Genomic DNA, 20,187 nt, shown 5'->3' on the forward strand with positions numbered 1-20,187 from the left:
TTCACGTAATTACGATACCGTCAAAATCCGAACACTCATAGTATTCAGAATGTCCAGGTACTGCATATGTAAACCGCTTACCATCGTAAGTGCCTCGCCAAGAGACGACGAGCGTATAGTTTCGACTGAAGGATTGCAAAAGCTGAATCGCATCTTGATTAAGATTCGGGTCAAACAATATTTCAATGTGCTCTAAGCAGATTACATCACTTTCTGCTTCCTTGAGGATTTCACTCAACAAAGCATGAACCCGATTTGTCATACGCTTTCTCGGATACTCCATTAGCCTTTCACTGAGCAGTAGGCTAATGTTTAAAACAGTATAATGCTCACTCTGTCCAATGTATTGAACAGAATTCCCTTTTTGATGCTCACAAACAAGAAGCAACTTATAATATTTAGATGAGATATTTTTTAACTCCTGCTCGATTTTCCTCACTAACTCTGTACGCATAACGACACCTTCAAATAATTATTTCTACTATATAAACTTTACATAATTTTTTTGGATATTAACACAGGTTTTAAAATAGCTATGGATAAAACAAGCAAAAAATCACCATGTTCACTAAATGTATACATATTTTTGCATAGCGTAGAAACTATTTGCATATCACATTCTTTTCGGGGATAAGTAAATAGTTTCTATTTGTCTTACGACTTATTATGAATAAATGTACCTGCATCTGTATACAATCTATGTTTTCTTTTTGCAGCCCTGCCTCTGTTCTGTTCTCTTCATCAAGTAAGGCTTTTGAATTCGTTGGTGAAATTTGATAATTCACTTTGCCTTGTTTGCTTTGTAATTCATTATCTTATAATTCTATCTCCAAAAAATCCCATTTGTGTTTTCTATATCATCCTTGTTAATCTTTTTTTACCACAGTCAAATCAATATTTTCACGTGCCCAAAAAACTGTTTCAGTTATAGCATTTAGTTCACTTTTAAAGTCAGCAATAATCTCACTTTTTTTCATAATACATTCCACTATTTATTTAAGAATTATTTCAGTCAGCTCTCCGATACTGTTCTTTTACCGCTCTATATAAAGTATCCATTCTTATCTTCGTAATGTCTACTCTCAATTCCTCTCTCCATTGGCTAAATAGGTTAACGGATCAACATGTGAACTTTATTTTCTATCACTAACAAGTATTCCTTTCAGAAAGTAAATCAATAAAGAATACTGCCACAGAAAAAGGGGGGGGCGCCGAACTCCACTAGCCGAAAGCTGGGTTAAACCTACTACCCTCCAGAATTTTTTTGAAATTTTACCCTTTATAGGGGTTTTCCATTATTTACAAAACAAATTTTAGCCATCTACAATTCTCTTTAAAATTTTGCTAACACCAAGTACAAAAAAGACTTTCTACGGTAATTTTCGAGCAATTGGGCGATTTTTTGCGAAATTAAGAGCGTTTCTATGAGCTGTGAGAAATCCCCTACTTCTACATTCAACTATTAAACCAAATATTCTGTCCTTCCCACTAATCGCATTCGCTTTGATTATGGTTCAACAGTAAAATAAAAGTACAGATGATCACTAGAAGATATAACAGATTACAGTGCTTCTTTCATTCTCAAATACAACTCATCATAAAAATTCGAAGGAGATAACAACTCATGCAAATAACAAATTCTAATGACTATCCAGAAATTTTAAATGTTTTAGATATACAAAACATTCTAGACATAGGGCGAAAGCAAGCATACGAACTAGTCCATTCAAGGGAATTTCATGTCGTAAAAGTAGGTAATCGTATCAAAATCTCTGGAAAAATATTCATCAACTGGATAGAAGGAACAGACATAGAAAACTAACTCAGAAAACCATCAGAGTTTTCTACCGACATAACAATGTAGAGCTACTAATTATACATCTACATAACTCATTTACAATTACTCAAAACTATTAAAATATTGCACACCAAGATTTCAAATCAGGTTATTTCATTGTACTATGAAACTATCGGTAACAAATTTGAAAAGGGGTGACGCAATCCAGGAGGAATTATATATGCCAGTATACAGAGATGACGCACACAAAACGTGGTACTATGTTGTCAATTTTTACGATGCTAGTGGAAAAAGAAAACAGAAAAGGAAACGGGGTTTCAATACTAAAAAAGAAGCAACTGAAGCATTAAGAAAATTAGAAGTTCAATTTAACGAGGGAACTTATGTAGAATCAAAAAACATTTCATTCAATCAATATATTGAAGATTGGCTCTCTATTAAAAAGAGATCTTTAAGTAACAGTACGATTTCATTATATGAAAGAAGTATTAAAAATCACATTTCACCATCATTAGGGAATACTTTATTATCAAAAATGAAACCACAGCATATTCAAAAATTTCTCATAGGAATGCATGAAGCAGGATTAGCAGATGCAAGTATTAAAAGAATCTTTAATATAGTAAACGTTTGTTTAAATGATGCTGTCAACTTTGGTGATTTACCTAGCAATCCAGCTAAAAAGGTGGAAAAACCTAAAGTATTGCCAAAAGAAATGAAAATATGGACAGTTGATCAAATTCAACGTTTTTTGAAATGTTCGAATTATCATAGAATGTATTGTATCTTTCATTTAGCCATTATGACTGGACTAAGAAAAGGAGAGATACTTGGATTACTGTGGAAAAATGTCGACTTAGAAAAACAAGTATTATACGTTAATCAAACTTTAGAAACTGATGGTAAAACATTCAAAACAGGAGCAAAGACCAAGAGCGGTGTGAGATCAGTAACAATCTCACCTAGCACTAAGGAAGTGTTGCTCAAGCACAAGGAACAACAAAATGCTGAAAGAGAATATTTTGCATCAGAATATGGTGATCTAGACTTGGTTATTTGTGCTGAAAATGGTGCACCCTATCATCCACGTAATTTAACAAGAACGTTTAATATACTAACAAAGAAAGCAGAATTGCCTCATATTCGTTTTCATGATTTACGACATACTCACGCAGCCTTAATGATTGCTCAAAATGAACCAATGAAGTTAATTGCTGAAAGGCTTGGTCATAGTAAAATTACAACTACAATGGATACGTATGGACATTTATTTCCTAATATGCAGCGTGATGCCTCTAACCGTCTTGATCAAACTATTTTTGGTGAATTAGATTAATTGTTGCCATATTGTTGCCACGAACTAGATTCAATAAAAAATACCACTTCCTTAAAAGTGGTATAATCATTAGAAACCCTTATATATCAACGGTTTCATCCTTTAAATTATGATGACCTGTGAGGGATTCGAACCCACGACCCCTTCCCTGTCAAGGAAGTGCTCTCCCACTGAGCTAACAAGTCGTATGTAAATCAAGCTCTTTAGAGCTTGTTTTTAAACCTTAGTTGCTGACTACTTTTCTGAACAAGATTTATTATATAGTGGTATTCAAAATAAAACAAGTAGTTTTGCTAACTTTTTTTCGTAAGTGGTCTGTGAAGTTAACTCTTGAAAATTGCAAGCTTGTAAGAATCCGTTCAATATTTAACCTATTACCTTTATGAGTTTCCTGTACCATTATCTCCAGATCTTCGTAAAACAATATGAGCCAAATTGGGAACGTATCTTTTCTTTATAGTCAGATACTGTTGTTATCTTTTTTTTATCATTCTACTGTTAGGCTGACACTTAGTAAGGTTATTTTTTTTAGAACTTGTTCAAAAGAGTTTTCTCTTTTTTCCCCATAACCGTTTTTAGCAAAGTCAAAGAAAAAAAGAAGCCAGCAGGATCTGACCCCAAAATTTCTTAGAATAGAACCCAACTAACCTTTTATAAGGAAATCCTAGGATCCTACCCATAAGTTTTACTCAACTTTAAATAACAAATATGATGTCTAGAAGCTTAATCTAAGGATTAAGCAAAAGATTTTCACATTGGGGACGGGAATCTAGCAGCTTGAAAGTTAGTTAAAGGTGCTTCTGCTAAAATCTCTCCGTTTGCACTTGCGCTAAATTTTACTTGTACACGATCTCCTGCTTGTAACTGAAGGATTGTAGTAACTGATAGACCAATCGGTCTTGATTTCTCAAAGAACTCATGATCAATATCTAAATCATCTCCGTTTACATTAATTGAAATGGATGCGACATATCCTTCTTTTGAACAATGCTTTTTTTTGTCTTTTGATGAATGATTTTTTCTGCAATAATCACATTTGCAACTATTTTTTTTGTTTTTTGAGGACTTATCGCTTTTTCTTTTTGACGGACAAAATGAAACTTTTGCTGTGATTTCATAAATTCCATTCTCCGTTGGAATAAATGTTGATACATGCGGATTATATTCATTTGCTAAATCAAATTGTTCAGTTTGGTATAAAACTTTTACAGTGGGAGTAACCGCTGCTTCGTAAAATTGTGATGTGTTCTTATTAGCCCTAAAAGCAGATGCTCTCACTAGATTAGGTTTCTTATAATCACAGTGACAGTCATTATGTTTCTTATGGCACAAATGGCAGTCATCGGTTTTCTTTTGATCACAAATACAGTCACTGTGTTTCTTATGACAACAATGACAATCATCCGGTTTCTTCTGATCACACTTACAGTCATTGTGTTTCTTATGACAACAATGGCAATCATCCGGTTTCTTCTGAACACATTTACAGTCATTGTGTTTCTTATGACAACAATGGGAATCATCCGGTTTCTTTTGATCACATTTCTTATATAGATATGTGGTGTCTACAAAGGAATTACAATGTGAAATAGGATAATGATTTTTAATTATAATCACCTTTTTCTTTTTTTATTTTCGGGTTATTTTATTCATTAAAAGAAAAGATGTTTGTACAATATGGTACAAAAGTGAAAATAAATCTAACTCACACAGCAAAAATCTACTGGTTTATATACCGTTTTTAAGAAGATTGGTTGTTAGCAAAAAGGGGGTGAAGTACATTAGTAAGCTTGCTCTATGGGCATTTAGATTTGTATAGACCCTTTCAGTTTCGCTTACCTGACGTAAACAAGGTTAACTTGAGTCCTGTAATCGACGTTCAATGTATTTATAAGGATGGATATCCAAATGTCGATAAGCTTCCATATTCCAGCCCTATAAGTGGGCTATTCCCCCTATCCTCCATTACATAAGCTGGGTACTATAGTGTGTTCTCACAAGCGAACTGATCATTTACATTAATAGGGCTAATAATAAGGAAGGATTTTAGTGGATATTAATCGTGGAAACAGATTTTTTCTCCATCTGACATGGAGGTGAGGTATATTGGCACTTCAGTTTGGGTTGATGAAGAACCAATTACTGCACTTCTAAGACGCCGTTAGGAGAAAGGAAGAATTTGAAGAACTTAAAGAAGTGACAAAACATGATCCACCCTTCACACCCCCGTACAAAATGGGATGAATACACGTTGCGGAGTATCCTTATAGATAAGGTCATGAGACCACAGTCCAGCTCAGGAATCATTAAAAAGCTATTTGCAACCATTGAGAGGTGTCTCTCTTAATCCCTCTAGTTCCTAATCATGAATAACCTTTTTGAAAGCAAAGCAAAGCAAAGCAACAAAAAATCACTTTTCTTTTTGAAATCAAAAATAAAAGTGATTCAGAAGTTTATTATTTGTATAGTCGTTAACTGAGAATGTAATACATGAACTTGAAATCGTTGATGATAATGGACAAGAGCTTAACTCGGAGTAAAACTCGACCAGCCTGTTCAGTCAAGGAAGTGCTCTCCCGCTGAACTAACTAGTCGTATGTAATGACTAACCAGTAAGATAATTAGAGGGCATAATTTGTTATATGTTTTTTGTTAAAAAACCGACGCATTATGCATAATATTAAAAAAGTTTTAATTTCACCTTATTCTATCCTCTTCACACAAACGAACAAACGCTCTTATTCTCCTTGCATATAAAACGTACGTTCGCATATAATGATAGCAAGCAAGTCAGCAAAGGAGTGACGGGGAATGAAATATATACTTCGCAAACATATGGGAGAAAATGCTCCATTGGAGATAATTTATCTCTCCGAACAAGGTAAGATTACGCAGCGGAAAATTCAGGTGCTTGAAATTTATTCAGGCCATATTCACGCATTCTGTTTTCTAAGGCAGACAAAACGGACGTTTAAAGTGGCCAATATCCTTTCTGCCCGCCTCATTAAAGCCAGGTTTGACAGGTCTGGATGAAGATTGTTAATCAAGGTTCAACCAATTAATTCTTCTTCTTCCTGGATGTCCTTTTCCTGTTCAGTTAAAGATTCTTCTTCATCTCTAAGACGATGAGCTAACCTTGAGGCGGCACTAGCGGCAATGCTTGCAACGATATCATCCAGGAAGGTATGCACGATTCCTTCTTGCTTCTTATCAAGTTCGTGAATGACGCCTATTTTATTTTTATCCAAATGGCCAAAGGTCGTTACAGCAATGCTTCCGTAACCGAGTACTGCACCAAAGGCAATCGTTTCATCCACTCCGAATAGCCCTTCATCAGATTCAACAATCGATTGCAGGGGTTCTGATAGTTTTTTTTGCTCTGCCAGTTTATCCAGCTCCACACCGACTAAAATGGCATGTTGAATTTCCCTTTTCAACATGACACGCTCAACGCTGTGGATGCATTCCTCCAGCTTAAGATCAGCTTTGTACGGGAACTGCAATTCATAAACGATTTTTGCAATTGCCTCCACACTGACACCACGCTCTAATAATGTTCGCTTAGCCGCCTTTGTTACTTCCCTGCTGTGTACGTGTACATCTGCCATTTTATTCGCCACCTTTTTTGTATTATTTTTCTATATCCTTGTATTATAGCACCTTATAATTTAAATTTTTAGAAAATTATAATGAAAATTTTATATTCTAAATTCTTGTCACGGGAAAAAGTCGCAAGGCTATGCTAAAATAGTCAAGTAAGTTGTTTTTCATTATTAATTATCATCGAGGTGCGGGAGAATGAGTTTACGCAAAGGCACAATTAAAGAGTACATGTTTAAAAGCGAAGCTTTAGCAGAAGAATTGGAAATACTTGTTTACTTGCCTGCAAATTTTTCGCCATTGTATAAATATTCGCTTGTGATTGCTCAGGATGGCCGTGATTATTTTCAAATGGGCCGAATTGGTCGGGTAGCAGATGAACTGTTAGGAAACGATGAGATCGAGAATATCATCATTGTCGGCATTCCCTATAAAGACCGCTTTGACCGTAGGCGCAAATATCATCCGGACGGGGAACAGCACATTGCATACATACGTTTTCTTGCCCATGAACTAGTTCCGTTTTTAGATGATGAATTCCCAACCTATCAAATGGGACATGGTCGAACTTTAATCGGTGACTCTCTTGGCGGTACAGTTTCACTATTGGCCGCACTAAAGTATCCGCATACATTCGGGAAATGCATCATGCAGTCGCCACTTGCCAATGAAGCAGTAATGGATGCTGTACGTAATTTTGAGGATCCGCATCTCCTCGAACTTTACCATGTGATCGGGATTGATGAAACGGATGTTCCGACCACGGATGGCAACAAGGTAAACTTCATAGAACCAAATAGGGAATTGCATAAATTAATTAACCAAAAAGGATTTCCTTGCTTCTATGAAGAATTTGAAGGTAATCATACCTGGAAATACTGGCAGGCAGATTTAAGACGAGCACTATTGGAAATGTTCTAACATTCTAGAAATCATCACGTTGAGATGGTTTCTAGAAAAAACATGTCCAACTATAATACAACAATAAAAAATATCAGGAGGTTTTATTTATGAAATATGGTGTTGCAATTTTCCCTTCAAAAAAACTTCAAGATTTAGCTAACTCCTATCGCAAACGGTATGATACGAAATATGCCTTCATACCACCGCATCTGACGCTTAAACCAACGTTCGAAGCGACGGATATGGAAATTTCAACAATTGCAGAACAATTAAAAGGCATTGCTCAAAAGTGCATGCCCTTTACGTTGAACGTAACGAAAACGAAGTCTTTCCAACCCGTAAGCAATACTATTTATTTCAAAGTGGAATTATCCGAAGGGCTTCAAAAGCTGCATGATGCACTTAACAATGATGACTTCATAAAAAGCGAAAGTGAACATCCATTTGTCCCTCATATTACCATCGCTCAAGATTTATCCGATAATGAGCATTCTGATGTTTTAGGCCAATTAAGCATGCTTGACATCAGCCATGAAGAAGAGGTGAAACGAGTTCACTTGCTGTATCAACTTGAAGACGGGGCATGGACCGTTTATGAAACATTTAGATTAGGAGCTGAATGATTTCGTGTTTGTAAAGATCGCAGAGAACAGCCAAGAACTTGAAAATGCTTATATGATTAGAAACAAAGTGTTTGTCCAAGAACAAAACGTCCCTCTTGAAGAAGAGATCGATGAATATGAAGAAGAGTCTACACATTTCGTTTTATATGATGAGCAGAATCAGCCAATCGGTGCCGGCCGCTTCAGGGTCATTGACAACATCGGTAAAGTCCAGCGCATTTGTGTACTATCATCGGGCCGAAAAAATGGTGCCGGTGCCATGATCATGAATGCTATTGAGGATTATGCAAGCAAGCAGGAAGTACCTCAATTGAAGCTTGATTCCCAAGTGCATGCCATCCCTTTTTATTCGAAATTAGGGTATGAAATCGTTTCCGACGAATTCATGGATGCTGGCATTCCTCATAAAACGATGAAGAAAACCATTTTATGATTTAAAAAAGCTGTCCTTTCAGTCTTCTGATTGGACAGCTTTTTTTGTTCGTTCAGGAACTTAATTTATCCTTTTATTTAAAAAACCATTTCCGTTCAATGGCAATCTACGCAGAAATACATAGTCTATATATAGAAAGCAAGAAGGAGGGAAAATTTTATGGGTAACAATGAATTTAACCTGGAGGAGTCTCAAAAAAGACTGATGGAGCTGCTGGTTTCGAGGACTATGAGAAAACATGGTTTTAAAAAGGAAAAAGTCGATCTAACTGAAAGAGAGAGAAACAACCTTAAAGAAACCATTCGTTATTTACAAGAACAATCACTGAAAATCATAAACCAAGAAAAGAACATCACGGAACATGATGTTAATCCAGTTACAAATTCCATTCACAACAAATTCACTGATTCCAAAGATAAATGACGCACCATATCACCTAATCAAACCTTACTTGCTGGCGAGAATAAGTAAAACGAGACATAGCAGCACTTACATTTCATTCCTAAAGCTCCAGCTTCTTTATTATTCACCCCCCACACATTAATACTTTATCTAAGTATTTAAAAAATAGACGAATTAACTGATTTATTCGTCCAACCCGATTACCCATCAAAGCATATTTTAATAGGGAATAAAACCTAAGGAGGAAAAAACAACATGAACCAAAATGTATATCGTAGCAACTGTAACACAAATGATGACTCTGAAAGATCATGGTCGGCTCTAGATTCCGCTTCCAGACATCCCCTGTCAGGATTCTGTAACGACGATGACACAAAGATCGACCAAGATGCAAGACAGGATAATAATCAAGTTCAGCTTTCTGAAGAACTTATTTACATTAAAGATTCTTGTAATGTAAATGTCACTTCAACGGATGTTAAAGCGGCCCTTTCTCTACAAGCTGCTCTACAAGCTGCAATTGCGGTCATCGTAAGCATTTCCATTGCAGATGCTGATAATGCTGAAAAGATCACTCAAGAATTAATCCAATCTTCTAATGTTAAACAAATCACGCGCCAAAAAACAATTGTTGAAAACAGCCGTGATATCGACATTACAACAACTGATGCACAAATCGCACTAAACATCCAACTATTACTGCAACTATTGTTAGCTCTAATCGTAGAAATTGACATTCTATAAGAAAATCAATACAAAAAGGGCACTTCACGTGTCCTCTTTTGTCTTTCATGGAGGAACTAGACAATTTCGTTGAAAAACCTTCCTTTTCCTGTCATTTCAGTCGTTAAATCTTTACTGACCCTCATGCCCATTTGATATTTATTTGTACTTACCCGATCATTATCTTGATTTTGATCTAATCCTTCAACGCTTCCCCTTTCCCTATCCAACAACTGATCAAAACGGATAGGTTGAATGGGTGTCGTTCCTTTAACAATTCTTACTTTCTCTGAAGCTTCGACCGTCCGGTTGGCATATTGAATATAATCAAATTGTGTGACAGGTGCTATGTATCCCATAATACCCCCCTCCTTATATTTTACTAGTTATGTTGTCACTTAATTACCCGTCCAGAACAATATTTAAACATGATTTCCGCATTCTTTTTTTCTAATCTTCTGGTATGATGAGTATTGCCGATATTTTTAATAGATTAGAGGTATCCATTTATATGAATCAAGCAAAATCTGGCAATGAAATCGTACATTTACATACCGTTTCAGCTGGTGAGCTGCAGACACTTTTTGAAAAAGGAAAACGTGATCAGCTTTCTTGTATCATTTGTCATAAACCAGTGAAATTATTTATTGGAATCCAAGATACACCTTATTTTTATCATAGTGACCCCTTGCAGGGACCCTGTGAAATGCCAATTTCAGATCCAATAGATGGGGACAAGCCATTAGAATATATGGAACAGAATGGATTTAGGATTCCTACATCACGAACCATTACGGAAACAAAAACCATTACAGAACCGTTCCTTAAAAGCCGGCCCATAACCGGCAATCCAAATTATTCAGATAAATCATATGGTCTGGCACAATCAGAGGAACCATACTTTCAAGAATTATCCTCCTCAGGGGTTATTCTCGATGCAGAGCAACTCAAGGCAGTAATGACGATCGATGGTCCCATTCTCGTCCTTTCAGGGGCAGGCAGCGGGAAAACCCGCGTATTGACGGTACGTACTGCCTATATGCTTACAGTAAAAAAGATTGATCCAAAAAGTATCATGCTTGTAACATTTACGGCGAAATCAGCAAAGGAAATGCAGCAGCGTCTGCTCGGCTATCCCTATATGACTCCTTCCCTTGTTTCTCAAATTGTTAGCGGGACCTTTCATAGCATTTTTTATAAAATCCTGATTTTTCATGAACCAGCCAAATGGCAGCGCGATTTCCTATTGAAGTGGGAGTGGGAAAAGGAAAAGGTATTAAAACAGGCTGGAAGGGAATTGGAACTTGATGATAAGGAATTTGCATATGATCAAGCCCTTCAACAAATTGGGCTTTGGAAAAACTCATTAGCCTTTCCAGAAGATATTCACCCTAAAGACGATTGGGAGAAGTCGTGTTTATTTTTATATAAGAAATATGAAGAATATAAACAACAAACAGGGAAGTATGATTTCGATGATATGCTTGTAGGCTGTTATGTATTTTTAAAAAACCACCCGGATTTTTTAAAGAAATATCAGCAAAGGTTTAACTATTTTTTGGTAGATGAATTTCAGGATATCAATAAAGTTCAATATGAATTGATAAAACTCCTCTCTGCTGAATCAAAAAATGTATGTGCAGTTGGAGATGATGACCAATCCATCTATTCATTCCGGGGAAGTGATCCGAAGTATATTTTGAATTTCAATCATGATTTCCCTCGATCCCAAGTTGTGAAGCTTACGGAGAATTACCGATCTTCCCATGAAATTGTCGCTACAGCGAACAGATTGATCAAGCGCAACCAGAACCGGATGGAGAAAAAGATGAGGGCACAGCATGATTCAGGCCCACCCCCTGTTTTATTTTATCCTTATGATGAGGAATTGGAAGCAACGATGATCGTATCCGATATCCAAGAGAAAATATCCAAGGGAGCAAATCCTGGGGACTTTGCAGTATTGTACAGGACACACACGATGTCCAGGGCCATTTTTGAACGGCTAGCCGCTTCCAACCTGCCATTCGTCATTGAAAAGGATGCGGATTCGTTTTATCAGCGCAGGGTCATTCGCGGCATGCTTGCCTTTATGCGCTTGAGTTTGTTCCCGCATGACAGCAAGGCAGCATCTGATGTCCTTTCCTCCTTATTCTTAAAGCAAAGTATATTACAGGAGTTAAAAGCAATGACAATATTGCAGGATTGTGATTTCATCGATGCATTTGCTTTTGTTAAGACAGGACATGCTTTTCAGGAACGAAAATTAAAAACGGTTCCAGGACAGATCCGCTCTTTAAAAAATTTGTCGCCACTCGTAGCTTTAGAAATCATCGAGAAAGATTTAGGATACCAGGAATATGTAAAAAAACGCGGAAATGATGCGAACCTGGAAAAAGGGTCCGATGATATCCGTGACTTAAAGGTGGCAGCAAAGCGTTTTCCGACCGTCGCCGCTTTCCTTGAACATGTCGATCATATGACTGCGATGGTCCAAGAGATTAAACAGCTATCGAAACATTTTAAGGATGCCATACAGCTTACCACCATACACCGTTCCAAAGGGCTTGAATATCAAACCGTTTATGTCCTTGCTGCTGTCGATGGCAGCATTCCTCATGATTTCGCACTTGAATCTTACCGAAAAGGGGAACTATCCCCTCTTGAGGAGGAAAGACGATTGCTCTATGTAGCGGCAACCAGGGCTAAAAAGGAACTTTACCTTTCCATCCTGCAAACTAGACGCGGCCGGAACGCCCACCCATCACGTTTCCTGAAGCTTTGACAAAAAGCTGATGCTATCCACCTTGGGAAAAGGAGGGATAAAACAAAAGGGAGGTTCGGAATGGTCCACAACTTCATCAAGGTTTTCATTACCAGACCAGGTTTTAAAACACTAACCAAGTCTTTATTATGAGACGAATCCTCATTGGATTGAAGTAATTTGCGACACTCCTGCCGAATAACTGGCTAGCCGAGACCCCACTAGATGCATGCTATGAGACTTGGCAGACAGTCGGCGAAAAGGGAGCGGATTTCTGAAATCAACTACAGTTTTTTTAAATAAAAAGACTGCAGGCAAACTCGCTTTTCTTCGAGTTTGTCTACAGTCTGAAGGCCTGCATGATAGCAGGCCTTTTTGTCACTTTTTATTTATCATATTGGAAATAGTCCCGAAATCCAGTTTATTCCCTTCAGCTATGATGGAATGGACGATTTTATCTTCCGTTTCCTTATTGACCGGTTTGTTCGCTATTTTTGATACGCGCTTAATGACGTTTCTAACTGTTGTTTCATCTTTGAAATTGGCCCCTTGCAGCGAGTTTGCCAATTCTAATACATCTTTCATATTCACGCCCGTTTTACCTTCTATGTTTTTAAAAAAGTTATTATCCATACCTAAGCCCCTCCCTTTTCTGTACCTATCCTATGGTATTATCAGAAAAATGGTGCTTGGCCCATACAAAAAAAATAAATGGAATAGGCTTCTTCTGCCTATTCCATTTACCTTAGCAGAAAGAAGCCCCTACAATGATCAATAGGATAAATAATACAACGATTATCGCGAAAGTAGAGCCTCCGCCACCGTATCCTCCGCCATAACCGCCGCCGTATCCATAACCGCTGCCGGCACAACAACCGTAGCCACCATAACCAAACATATATATCACCTCGCTCTCGCTAAAGCTTACTGATAACATATGTAGGTCTGGACAAATATGTATAGGCCATGTCCTAGTCCAGGCTGCCTATTTAGCTTATTTTATCCTTTTGGTCTGAAAACCAAAGCTCCGATGAATCCAAAAATGATTGCTGCAGAGATACCCGAACTTGTAATTTCAAACATACCAGTCAGTACGCCAACTAAACCATGTTTTTCCGATTCCATCATCGCCCCGTTCACCAGCGAGTTCCCAAACGAAACAATCGGTATGGTTGCTCCGGCACCGGCAAAGTCAACAAGTGGCTCATATAAATCAAATCCGCCAAGTACAGCCCCTATTACAACGAATAAGCTTAACGTATGTGCTGGTGTCAGCTTAGCAACATCAAAAAGAAGCTGGCCGACTACACAGATCAAGCCACCGATGACAAAGGCCCAAAAAAACATTGCTAACATCGAAATCTCTCCTTTTTCATGAATTCATCCCATATTCAATGGCTACCGCATGGGCAATGCAGGGAATCGTATCCTTTTGCTGGACGGAAAGTGGAGACAATAATGCTCCTGTTGCAACAAGCAGGATTTTTTTATATTTACCAGATATCATTTCATTGAGTATATGACCGTATAAAACCACTGCCGAACATCCCGCACCGCTCCCGCCAGCCAAAACAGGCTGATCCTTTTTAAAAATCATCAATCCGCAATCCTTGAATTTTTCCTGATTGATGTCAAAGCCCTTTTGCTTCAATAAGTCAATGGCTGTCTCCCTCCCTATTTGACCTAAATCACCGGTAATGATGAAATCGTAATCATCCGGGGTCAAACCAGTATCTTTAAAATGGGCAATTATCGTATCGACGGCCGCCGGGGCCATCGCTCCCCCCATATTGAAAGGATCTTTCAATCCCATGTCAATGACCTTTCCGATAGTGGCCGAGACAATATGGGGAAATTCCCCTTGCTTGCTTCCATTGGGAGCAACCAGCGCCACTCCCGCTCCTGTTATCGTCCATTGAGCTGTAGGTGGTTTCTGCCCTCCATATTCAGTTGGATAACGAAATTGCTTTTCAACAGCTGCATTGTGGCTTGAGGCGCCTGTCAACACATAGTTAGCCCCACCATAATTAGTGATGAAGGCAGCCAGAGCAAGCCCTTCCATTGAAGTGGAACAGGCTCCAAACAAGCCGAAATATGGAATTCCATTAGTTCTGGCTGCAAAACTTGTAGGTGTAACCTGATTGATTAAATCACCCGCCAATAAAAATTGTACCTGTTCCTTGTCGATTTTACCTTTTTCCAATGCAAGCTCAACCGCTTTTTCAATCAAATGTCGATGAGCCTTCTCATATGAATCCTGCTCCATCCACAAATCATCGAATAGAATATCGAAATCACCCGCGATTTCTCCATTTGCTTCAAATGGCCCGCCTGTTACCCCTGTTTCCAAGATGACCGGCTTATTGGTGAACATCCATGATTGTTTTCCCTTTAACACCGCTTAGCCCCCAATCATTTGATAAAGCGTTTTTATCAATGCCACGACAAAGGCTGAAAATACTCCAAATAAAATGACCGATCCGGCCAATTTAAACATATTGGATCCAACGCCAAGTACAAAACCCTCCGTCCGATGTTCGATTGCTGCCGAAATGACTGCGTTACCGAATCCTGTAACAGGGACGGCACTTCCTGCCCCGCCAAACTGGCCAATCCGGTCATAAAATCCGAAACCGGTCATCAAAAGAGCCAGGAACACCATGGTAGCAGTTGTGGGACCACCTGCTGTCTGTTCCGTAAAGTTGAAAAAGTAAATATAGAAGTAGGAAATGGATTGTCCCACTATGCAGAAAATGCCGCCTACTAAAAAGGCTTTCAAACAATTCTTCACTATTGGTCTTTTAATTTCATGCTTTCCTTGGAGCTCTTGATACGCATCCTGCAGCGGGGTCGTTTTCTCCTTGCCGCTCATAGTACCGAACCTCTCTTCTAAATTAATTCTTTTTGAAGTTCTTCAATTTCTTTAAACTTCTTCCTTGCCTTTTTCTCGGGTACATCTTTGTCCTTGAGTAACTCGTTCAATCTTACAGACTCCAAAAAGATTTTATAATCGCTTGATACGATAAAATCATTGTTGGGAAACTGCTCTTCCAGATGTTCAGTCACAGTCTTTTCAATTTTCTTCATATGAAAACGTTGCAAATGCTTAACTTTATAAGCGACGATAATCTTTTTATCGTTTTTCACGACAATCACGTCATAGATCGTGTCTTCATTAGCCACTGTTTCCTTTACCTTTGAAATCAGTCCCTTTTCATCCTCCTCATCCATTCCATTAATGATATCCATCGGTTCAGGATTCGTACGTTTAATCATGGCTAAATTCTCCGTTGTTCCATCATTCTTATTGCTGCAAGCAGTAAGCACACACATAACAACTATAAACACCAGCATGCTGACCTTAAAAACCGTTCCTTGTTTGAACATTGAATCACATCCTAATTTATCGTTCTATTGTTATTTTCTTGTTTAACTGTTTTTTTATGAATGGTAGGATTAGGAAATAAAAAAACCTTTCCGAAACGGAAAGGTTTTTTTACTCAATAGCCTTTATTTTTATTGTTATTATTACAGCCACAGTCCTTTTTGATTTTGACCGGCTGATCTTTTTTCATCGGTTTGGCATAAGTCCATGGATTCTGTTTCTGATTCAATTTATGACCCTCCTTTAAGATCTATAACATACTATATGAACGAAGAGACAAGTTGTTTCCAATCAAATGTCCATAATTTTACTGATTATAACCTCAATCATCGCTCCTAATGCTGCTACGGCAAGGATCAATATCAGTACGTCACCTATAAACCAATGTTGGATATAAAGAAAAACCAGAAAAAGACTGACCCAGACACCCACACACCAAAAACAGCTTAGCAATTGTCCAAACCAGCCAATCAAGCCCTTTTCCTTGGGCATTAAAAATATTTCCACTTCTCCTTCTTCATTTTTTTCCTCTATCTCTTTAAAAAAGGGGAGGCGCAGCGGCTCCATGATTTTATCGAAAACGATCAGGCGTGTAAGCCTGAATGAAGCCAAGCCTAATATAATAAATAAGGTAAATTCATTTTGTGGGAGATACATCTAATATTGCTCCTTCACTTGGATTCTTCAATTATTTTAGCATTGATAATATCCGGCAGACCCACGAAACGAATATGGTTCCCTCTTTTAATCTTCACTGATTCCCCCTTCATTCCCAACACATGAAACTGAAGCGTTTCACCGTTAATAACAGCCTCACATAATGGCTTCGGAAAACCTTGATGATTGGAAAGGCGGGAAATAATGTCCCGTGAAGATTCTTTTTTCTCCGCCTTTTTTCTTTTTCTCTTAACTGGCTTTTCGTTTTCCTGTTCTATTTGTTCAGGATGTGCCATTTGTTCAACCGGAGTTTGCTCAGGGACATATTGTTCGGTGATTTCCCTTAATCCCGAAATCTCTTTTTCAATTTCCTTCATGGCCTCATAAACACCAAATTCGCGTTTGACTTTTTCTATTTTTTCTTCCTTATCATCCTCGCCATCCTGAAGTTCCGGCTCAACGCTGTCTTGAGGTGTACCCTTTTTCGTTCGAAAATCACTTTGCATATTCCCACGCAGATCTGATATTTTTGCTTGATCGACATATAAAAGCGGTTTGGATTCCTTATCGTCATTTTTCTCTGACATGAAAACCCTCCTTAATATTTCAGAATGTCCACAGACTGCAGCTGTTCCATCTGGTATTGGAGCACTTTTTTCCCGAATTTATGCCTTATGAACAATCTTGATTCTTTTTTTTGTTCCAATTTCCCGAATAATATACGGTCATTGATGATGAACTTACATACAGGCTTAGGTGCAAAGGCTGGAAGTCGTGACAATAGCTCCACCAATTCCTCGGCGGTATATGAAGTGCTGATATTTTTTTCATTCACAATAATTTGTCTCTTCAGCGTATGGTGTATGGTTTGTTTTCCAACAGTGCAAGGCAGACCAACTTTCTTTACGTCCATGATGCCCCTCCTTTTTCACGAATAGGGTTGAAAGCAGGTTTTTGCCGGTTCTCGCAATCAATGAATATCAGCTCTATGTATCATTTATATGAGATTCATCCTTCTTTATGCTGGGGATGTGCCACTCCCCAAAAAAAGGACAGTAATCAATTCTGGATATGTTGGGGATGAGGGGAGAAAAACTAAATCATTTGAAGATGAAAAAATCAGAGCAATTCAAGATATGCAGAGTGGACAACAAAAAAGGGGACCGATATCGGCCCCCTTTTTTGTTGTCATCCGATTATATGGTAACCGGAATCCACATGGATATTTTCCCCGGTAATCCCGCGGGACATGTCACTTAATAAAAATACTGCCGTATCCCCAACTTCTTCAGGAGTCGTTGTACGGCGGAGCGGTGCTTCTTCCTCAATTTTCTTTAAAATTGTATTGAAGTCACGAACACCTTTAGCGGATAAGGTACGGATTGGACCTGCTGAAATTGCATTCACTCGAATGTTATCTTTGCCAAGATCACTTGATAGGTAACGGACATTGGCTTCAAGTGAAGCCTTAGCCACTCCCATTACATTATAATTTGGCATAACCCGTTCTCCGCCAAGATACGTCATTGTGACAATGCTGCCACCTTCCGGCATGATTTCCTTCGCCGCTTTAGCTACAGCCGTTAAAGAGAATGAACTGATATTATGGGCAAGCAAGAATCCTTCACGGCTCGTGTTGACGAATTCACCGTCAAGCTCTTCCTTGTTAGCAAATGCGATACTATGTGCCACGCCATGAATGATACCTGCTTCTTCCTTAATCGTCGCAAAACATTTTTCAATGCTTTCATCCTTTGTTACATCACATTGCAAAATGCTGGAGGGCTCCCCCTCCAATGTAGAAGATAGTTCCCTAACGCTTTTTTCTGTACGGTCTTTTCCGTAAGTGAATATCAGCTTTGCACCAGCTTTATGTAAGGAACGGGCAACTCCCCATGCAATACTTCTTTTATTCGCTACACCCATTATGACAAACGTTTTTCCCTCTAATGAAAAAGTCATCGTATGTGACCTCCTATTTTTAATACAAGTTATTAGTACCTGCTACTAATGACAGTATATCAAAATTCCTTTAATAAAAACACCGTTTTCTAAAGTCCTTTGGGAATAACCCTCCTAGTAGGCCTTCTTTGGCTTATTGTAAATAGCCCATTAATAATGTGGCTAATCCGAAATAAATTAGAATGCTGATAAGGTCGTTGATAGTTGTAATGAAAGGGCCTGAAGCTACCGCTGGGTCGATTTTCATTTTATGCATGAGAAGTGGGACAATTGAACCGGCAAGTGTGGCAACGATCAGCGTTATGAAAATCGAAATACCGACTAATAATCCTAGCATAAAATCATCTTGCCAAAAATAGACGATAAAAATGATGGCAATTCCACATGTCAGGCCAATAATAAGGCCAGTTCCAGCCTCTCGAAGGACTAGTTTCCACTTACTTTCCTGTTCTAATTCACCTGTCGCGATCCCTCTGACCGCTACTGCCAATGCTTGTGTTCCTGTATTTCCAGCCATGCCGCCAATCAATGGAATAAATACAGCCAGAATCGCTTTTTGGCTTAGTGTCTCTTCGAATCGGCCGATCAAACTTGCAGTCAGCAAGCCTAAGAACAAGAGGATGACCAACCATGGCAGCCGTTTTTTTGCAGCTGTAAATGGACTCTTATCAACATGATCAAGATCAGATATACCTGCCAATTTTGAATAATCATCGGATGCCTCTTCATCCATGACATCAATGATATCATCAACCGTAATAATCCCTAACAAATGGTTTTGGAAATCGACGACCGGCACGGCAAGGAAGTTATAGTCCCTTATTTTTCGTGCCACCTCTTCCTGGTCTTCTGATACAGGTACGGAAACTACCCTGTCATCCATTAATTCACCGATTAAAGCATCTTCATCAGCTATGATCAATGTCCTTAGCGATAAAACACCAAGCAGCTTCTTATCCTGATCGGTAACGAACACATAATATATCGTTTCCGCTTCCGGTGCTTCCCTTTTTAAGATTTGCATGGCTGATCGAGCCGTTTCGTTTGCTTCAATGGCAATGAACTCTGTCGTCATGATACTTCCTGCCGTAGATTCCTCATAGTTCAGAAGCTCCTGGATTTCACTTGCCGCTTCATCATCCATGATGGTCAAATAGCTTACGGCCTGCTCATCATTGATTTCATTCAGGACGTCAGCCGCATCATCCGCATACATATGGGAAAGCATATCGGCTGCGTAAGAAGGATTCATTTCAGCCAACAGGCTTTCGTAATCCTGTTCATCTATTTCTATATTTTCAAAAAGGTCCGCCATTTCTTCCGGTGACAAATATGTGTAAACGACGGATCTGAATTCATCTGACAAGCTTGTATAAAATTGAGCCTGATCATACGGATGCATTTCAAGGAACTCCGTACGAAATCGTGCTAGATTTTCCGTTTTAAGCGCTTCAAGCAAAAGCTCATTATTCATTTGACTACTCTCCCGCTCCCGGTCCTTCATCTCCTCCATAACCATACACCTCCTAAAAGATATTTTTTCATTTCCTCGTTTATATTTTATTTTTTTAAATAATACTATACTAATACCATAAACATAT

The 20,187-nt window shown here is 38.4% G+C and carries 24 protein-coding genes and 1 tRNA gene; 9 read left to right on the forward strand and 16 right to left on the reverse strand.

The window, feature by feature from the left end:
- Position 1 precedes the first annotated feature (1 nt).
- Positions 2 to 454, reverse strand: coding sequence for a BREX-3 system P-loop-containing protein BrxF (gene brxF / locus IOC57_RS05440; protein WP_207437751.1), 453 nt, complete (start codon positions 452 to 454; stop codon positions 2 to 4).
- A gap of 1,170 nt (positions 455 to 1,624) precedes the next feature.
- Here brxF and IOC57_RS05445 point away from each other — a divergent pair.
- Both IOC57_RS05445 and IOC57_RS05450 read left to right on the forward strand, forming a co-directional pair.
- Positions 1,625 to 1,822: a helix-turn-helix domain-containing protein gene (locus IOC57_RS05445; protein ID WP_207437752.1), complete on the forward strand. Its 198-nt coding sequence runs from the start codon at positions 1,625 to 1,627 to the stop codon at positions 1,820 to 1,822.
- Between the two features lie 196 nt (positions 1,823 to 2,018).
- On the forward strand, positions 2,019 to 3,134 hold the full coding sequence (locus tag IOC57_RS05450) for a site-specific integrase (protein WP_207437753.1): 1,116 nt from the start codon (positions 2,019 to 2,021) through the stop codon (positions 3,132 to 3,134).
- A gap of 113 nt (positions 3,135 to 3,247) precedes the next feature.
- Here the strand turns inward: IOC57_RS05450 and IOC57_RS05455 are convergent.
- Together IOC57_RS05455 and IOC57_RS05460 are read right to left on the reverse strand one after the other, a co-directional pair.
- A tRNA-Val gene (locus IOC57_RS05455) sits at positions 3,248 to 3,319 on the reverse strand.
- A 565-nt stretch (positions 3,320 to 3,884) separates the two neighbouring features.
- Entirely contained in the window at positions 3,885 to 4,412 is a 528-nt protein-coding gene (locus IOC57_RS05460) for a hypothetical protein (RefSeq protein WP_207437754.1), read from the reverse strand.
- 1,533 nt (positions 4,413 to 5,945) lie between these two features.
- On the opposite strand from IOC57_RS05460, the gene IOC57_RS05465 reads away from it, so the two are divergent.
- On the forward strand, positions 5,946 to 6,167 hold the full coding sequence (locus tag IOC57_RS05465; protein ID WP_207437755.1) for a hypothetical protein: 222 nt from the start codon (positions 5,946 to 5,948) through the stop codon (positions 6,165 to 6,167).
- 17 nt (positions 6,168 to 6,184) lie between these two features.
- On the opposite strand, the gene IOC57_RS05470 is transcribed toward IOC57_RS05465, so the two are convergent.
- On the reverse strand, positions 6,185 to 6,742 hold the full coding sequence (locus tag IOC57_RS05470; protein ID WP_207437756.1) for a phosphatidylglycerophosphatase A family protein: 558 nt from the start codon (positions 6,740 to 6,742) through the stop codon (positions 6,185 to 6,187).
- A gap of 190 nt (positions 6,743 to 6,932) precedes the next feature.
- On the opposite strand from IOC57_RS05470, the gene IOC57_RS05475 reads away from it, so the two are divergent.
- The 5 genes from IOC57_RS05475 to IOC57_RS05495 all read left to right on the forward strand — a co-directional run bounded on the left by IOC57_RS05475 (position 6,933) and on the right by IOC57_RS05495 (position 9,839).
- Positions 6,933 to 7,655, forward strand: coding sequence for an alpha/beta hydrolase (locus IOC57_RS05475; RefSeq protein WP_207437757.1), 723 nt, complete (start codon positions 6,933 to 6,935; stop codon positions 7,653 to 7,655).
- An 89-nt stretch (positions 7,656 to 7,744) separates the two neighbouring features.
- Positions 7,745 to 8,260 (forward strand): YjcG family protein, encoded by a 516-nt coding sequence (locus IOC57_RS05480; protein WP_207437758.1) that lies wholly within the window; start codon positions 7,745 to 7,747, stop codon positions 8,258 to 8,260.
- A gap of 4 nt (positions 8,261 to 8,264) precedes the next feature.
- A complete protein-coding gene (locus tag IOC57_RS05485; RefSeq protein ID WP_207437759.1) occupies positions 8,265 to 8,693 on the forward strand; it encodes a GNAT family N-acetyltransferase in 429 nt (142 codons plus the stop codon).
- 159 nt (positions 8,694 to 8,852) lie between these two features.
- The gene (locus IOC57_RS05490; RefSeq protein WP_207437760.1) at positions 8,853 to 9,116 is read left to right on the forward strand and encodes a hypothetical protein; all 264 of its coding nucleotides are present in this window, start codon (positions 8,853 to 8,855) and stop codon (positions 9,114 to 9,116) included.
- Between the two features lie 234 nt (positions 9,117 to 9,350).
- Positions 9,351 to 9,839, forward strand: coding sequence for a spore coat protein (locus IOC57_RS05495; protein ID WP_207437761.1), 489 nt, complete (start codon positions 9,351 to 9,353; stop codon positions 9,837 to 9,839).
- Between the two features lie 56 nt (positions 9,840 to 9,895).
- On the opposite strand, the gene IOC57_RS05500 is transcribed toward IOC57_RS05495, so the two are convergent.
- On the reverse strand, positions 9,896 to 10,177 hold the full coding sequence (locus IOC57_RS05500; RefSeq protein WP_207437762.1) for a hypothetical protein: 282 nt from the start codon (positions 10,175 to 10,177) through the stop codon (positions 9,896 to 9,898).
- Between the two features lie 152 nt (positions 10,178 to 10,329).
- On the opposite strand from IOC57_RS05500, the gene IOC57_RS05505 reads away from it, so the two are divergent.
- Complete coding sequence (locus tag IOC57_RS05505; protein ID WP_207437763.1) at positions 10,330 to 12,603, forward strand: ATP-dependent helicase; 2,274 nt, start codon at positions 10,330 to 10,332, stop codon at positions 12,601 to 12,603.
- A 357-nt stretch (positions 12,604 to 12,960) separates the two neighbouring features.
- Here the strand turns inward: IOC57_RS05505 and spoVIF are convergent, their stop codons facing one another.
- The 11 genes from spoVIF to mgtE all read right to left on the reverse strand — a co-directional run bounded on the left by spoVIF (position 12,961) and on the right by mgtE (position 20,090).
- Positions 12,961 to 13,215 carry a sporulation-specific transcription regulator SpoVIF gene (gene spoVIF, locus IOC57_RS05510; RefSeq protein ID WP_207437764.1) on the reverse strand — a complete coding sequence of 85 codons (255 nt, stop codon included), beginning with the start codon at positions 13,213 to 13,215 and terminating at the stop codon, positions 12,961 to 12,963.
- 112 nt (positions 13,216 to 13,327) lie between these two features.
- Positions 13,328 to 13,486, reverse strand: a complete 159-nt coding sequence (locus tag IOC57_RS05515) for a YjcZ family sporulation protein (protein ID WP_396020773.1) — start codon at positions 13,484 to 13,486, stop codon at positions 13,328 to 13,330.
- Between the two features lie 95 nt (positions 13,487 to 13,581).
- Positions 13,582 to 13,938: a stage V sporulation protein AE gene (gene spoVAE, locus IOC57_RS05520; protein ID WP_057278904.1), complete on the reverse strand. Its 357-nt coding sequence runs from the start codon at positions 13,936 to 13,938 to the stop codon at positions 13,582 to 13,584.
- A gap of 16 nt (positions 13,939 to 13,954) precedes the next feature.
- Entirely contained in the window at positions 13,955 to 14,980 is a 1,026-nt protein-coding gene (gene spoVAD / locus IOC57_RS05525; RefSeq protein WP_207437766.1) for a stage V sporulation protein AD, read from the reverse strand.
- A 3-nt stretch (positions 14,981 to 14,983) separates the two neighbouring features.
- The gene (gene spoVAC, locus IOC57_RS05530) at positions 14,984 to 15,454 is read right to left on the reverse strand and encodes a stage V sporulation protein AC (protein WP_207437767.1); all 471 of its coding nucleotides are present in this window, start codon (positions 15,452 to 15,454) and stop codon (positions 14,984 to 14,986) included.
- 17 nt (positions 15,455 to 15,471) lie between these two features.
- Complete coding sequence (locus IOC57_RS05535; RefSeq protein ID WP_207437768.1) at positions 15,472 to 15,969, reverse strand: YhcN/YlaJ family sporulation lipoprotein; 498 nt, start codon at positions 15,967 to 15,969, stop codon at positions 15,472 to 15,474.
- A 289-nt stretch (positions 15,970 to 16,258) separates the two neighbouring features.
- On the reverse strand, positions 16,259 to 16,624 hold the full coding sequence (locus IOC57_RS05540) for a DUF1360 domain-containing protein (RefSeq protein WP_207437769.1): 366 nt from the start codon (positions 16,622 to 16,624) through the stop codon (positions 16,259 to 16,261).
- Positions 16,625 to 16,638: 14 nt separating this feature from the next.
- Positions 16,639 to 17,211: a hypothetical protein gene (locus IOC57_RS05545; protein WP_207437770.1), complete on the reverse strand. Its 573-nt coding sequence runs from the start codon at positions 17,209 to 17,211 to the stop codon at positions 16,639 to 16,641.
- A gap of 11 nt (positions 17,212 to 17,222) precedes the next feature.
- Positions 17,223 to 17,537, reverse strand: coding sequence for a hypothetical protein (locus tag IOC57_RS05550; RefSeq protein ID WP_207437771.1), 315 nt, complete (start codon positions 17,535 to 17,537; stop codon positions 17,223 to 17,225).
- A 275-nt stretch (positions 17,538 to 17,812) separates the two neighbouring features.
- Complete coding sequence (gene fabI / locus IOC57_RS05555) at positions 17,813 to 18,586, reverse strand: enoyl-ACP reductase FabI (RefSeq protein WP_207437772.1); 774 nt, start codon at positions 18,584 to 18,586, stop codon at positions 17,813 to 17,815.
- A gap of 133 nt (positions 18,587 to 18,719) precedes the next feature.
- On the reverse strand, positions 18,720 to 20,090 hold the full coding sequence (gene mgtE, locus IOC57_RS05560) for a magnesium transporter (RefSeq protein ID WP_207437794.1): 1,371 nt from the start codon (positions 20,088 to 20,090) through the stop codon (positions 18,720 to 18,722).
- Between the last annotated feature and the right edge of the window lie 97 nt (positions 20,091 to 20,187).

Source organism: Bacillus sp. SD075, from assembly GCF_017355165.1.
GTDB lineage: Bacteria > Bacillota > Bacilli > Bacillales > DSM-1321 > Peribacillus.

Coding starts and splice junctions, on each gene's coding strand:
- brxF (WP_207437751.1), bottom strand. CDS start 454: ATGCGTACAGAGTTAGTGAGGAAAATCGAGCAGGAGTTAAAAAATATC.
- IOC57_RS05445 (WP_207437752.1), top strand. CDS start 1,625: ATGCAAATAACAAATTCTAATGACTATCCAGAAATTTTAAATGTTTTA.
- IOC57_RS05450 (WP_207437753.1), top strand. CDS start 2,019: ATGCCAGTATACAGAGATGACGCACACAAAACGTGGTACTATGTTGTC.
- IOC57_RS05465 (WP_207437755.1), top strand. CDS start 5,946: ATGAAATATATACTTCGCAAACATATGGGAGAAAATGCTCCATTGGAG.
- IOC57_RS05470 (WP_207437756.1), bottom strand. CDS start 6,742: ATGGCAGATGTACACGTACACAGCAGGGAAGTAACAAAGGCGGCTAAG.
- IOC57_RS05475 (WP_207437757.1), top strand. CDS start 6,933: ATGAGTTTACGCAAAGGCACAATTAAAGAGTACATGTTTAAAAGCGAA.
- IOC57_RS05480 (WP_207437758.1), top strand. CDS start 7,745: ATGAAATATGGTGTTGCAATTTTCCCTTCAAAAAAACTTCAAGATTTA.
- IOC57_RS05490 (WP_207437760.1), top strand. CDS start 8,853: ATGGGTAACAATGAATTTAACCTGGAGGAGTCTCAAAAAAGACTGATG.
- IOC57_RS05495 (WP_207437761.1), top strand. CDS start 9,351: ATGAACCAAAATGTATATCGTAGCAACTGTAACACAAATGATGACTCT.
- IOC57_RS05500 (WP_207437762.1), bottom strand. CDS start 10,177: ATGGGATACATAGCACCTGTCACACAATTTGATTATATTCAATATGCC.
- IOC57_RS05505 (WP_207437763.1), top strand. CDS start 10,330: ATGAATCAAGCAAAATCTGGCAATGAAATCGTACATTTACATACCGTT.
- spoVIF (WP_207437764.1), bottom strand. CDS start 13,215: ATGGATAATAACTTTTTTAAAAACATAGAAGGTAAAACGGGCGTGAAT.
- spoVAE (WP_057278904.1), bottom strand. CDS start 13,938: ATGTTAGCAATGTTTTTTTGGGCCTTTGTCATCGGTGGCTTGATCTGT.
- spoVAC (WP_207437767.1), bottom strand. CDS start 15,454: ATGAGCGGCAAGGAGAAAACGACCCCGCTGCAGGATGCGTATCAAGAG.
- IOC57_RS05535 (WP_207437768.1), bottom strand. CDS start 15,969: ATGTTCAAACAAGGAACGGTTTTTAAGGTCAGCATGCTGGTGTTTATA.
- IOC57_RS05540 (WP_207437769.1), bottom strand. CDS start 16,624: ATGTATCTCCCACAAAATGAATTTACCTTATTTATTATATTAGGCTTG.
- IOC57_RS05545 (WP_207437770.1), bottom strand. CDS start 17,211: ATGTCAGAGAAAAATGACGATAAGGAATCCAAACCGCTTTTATATGTC.
- IOC57_RS05550 (WP_207437771.1), bottom strand. CDS start 17,537: ATGGACGTAAAGAAAGTTGGTCTGCCTTGCACTGTTGGAAAACAAACC.
- fabI (WP_207437772.1), bottom strand. CDS start 18,586: ATGACTTTTTCATTAGAGGGAAAAACGTTTGTCATAATGGGTGTAGCG.
- mgtE (WP_207437794.1), bottom strand. CDS start 20,090: ATGAAGGACCGGGAGCGGGAGAGTAGTCAAATGAATAATGAGCTTTTG.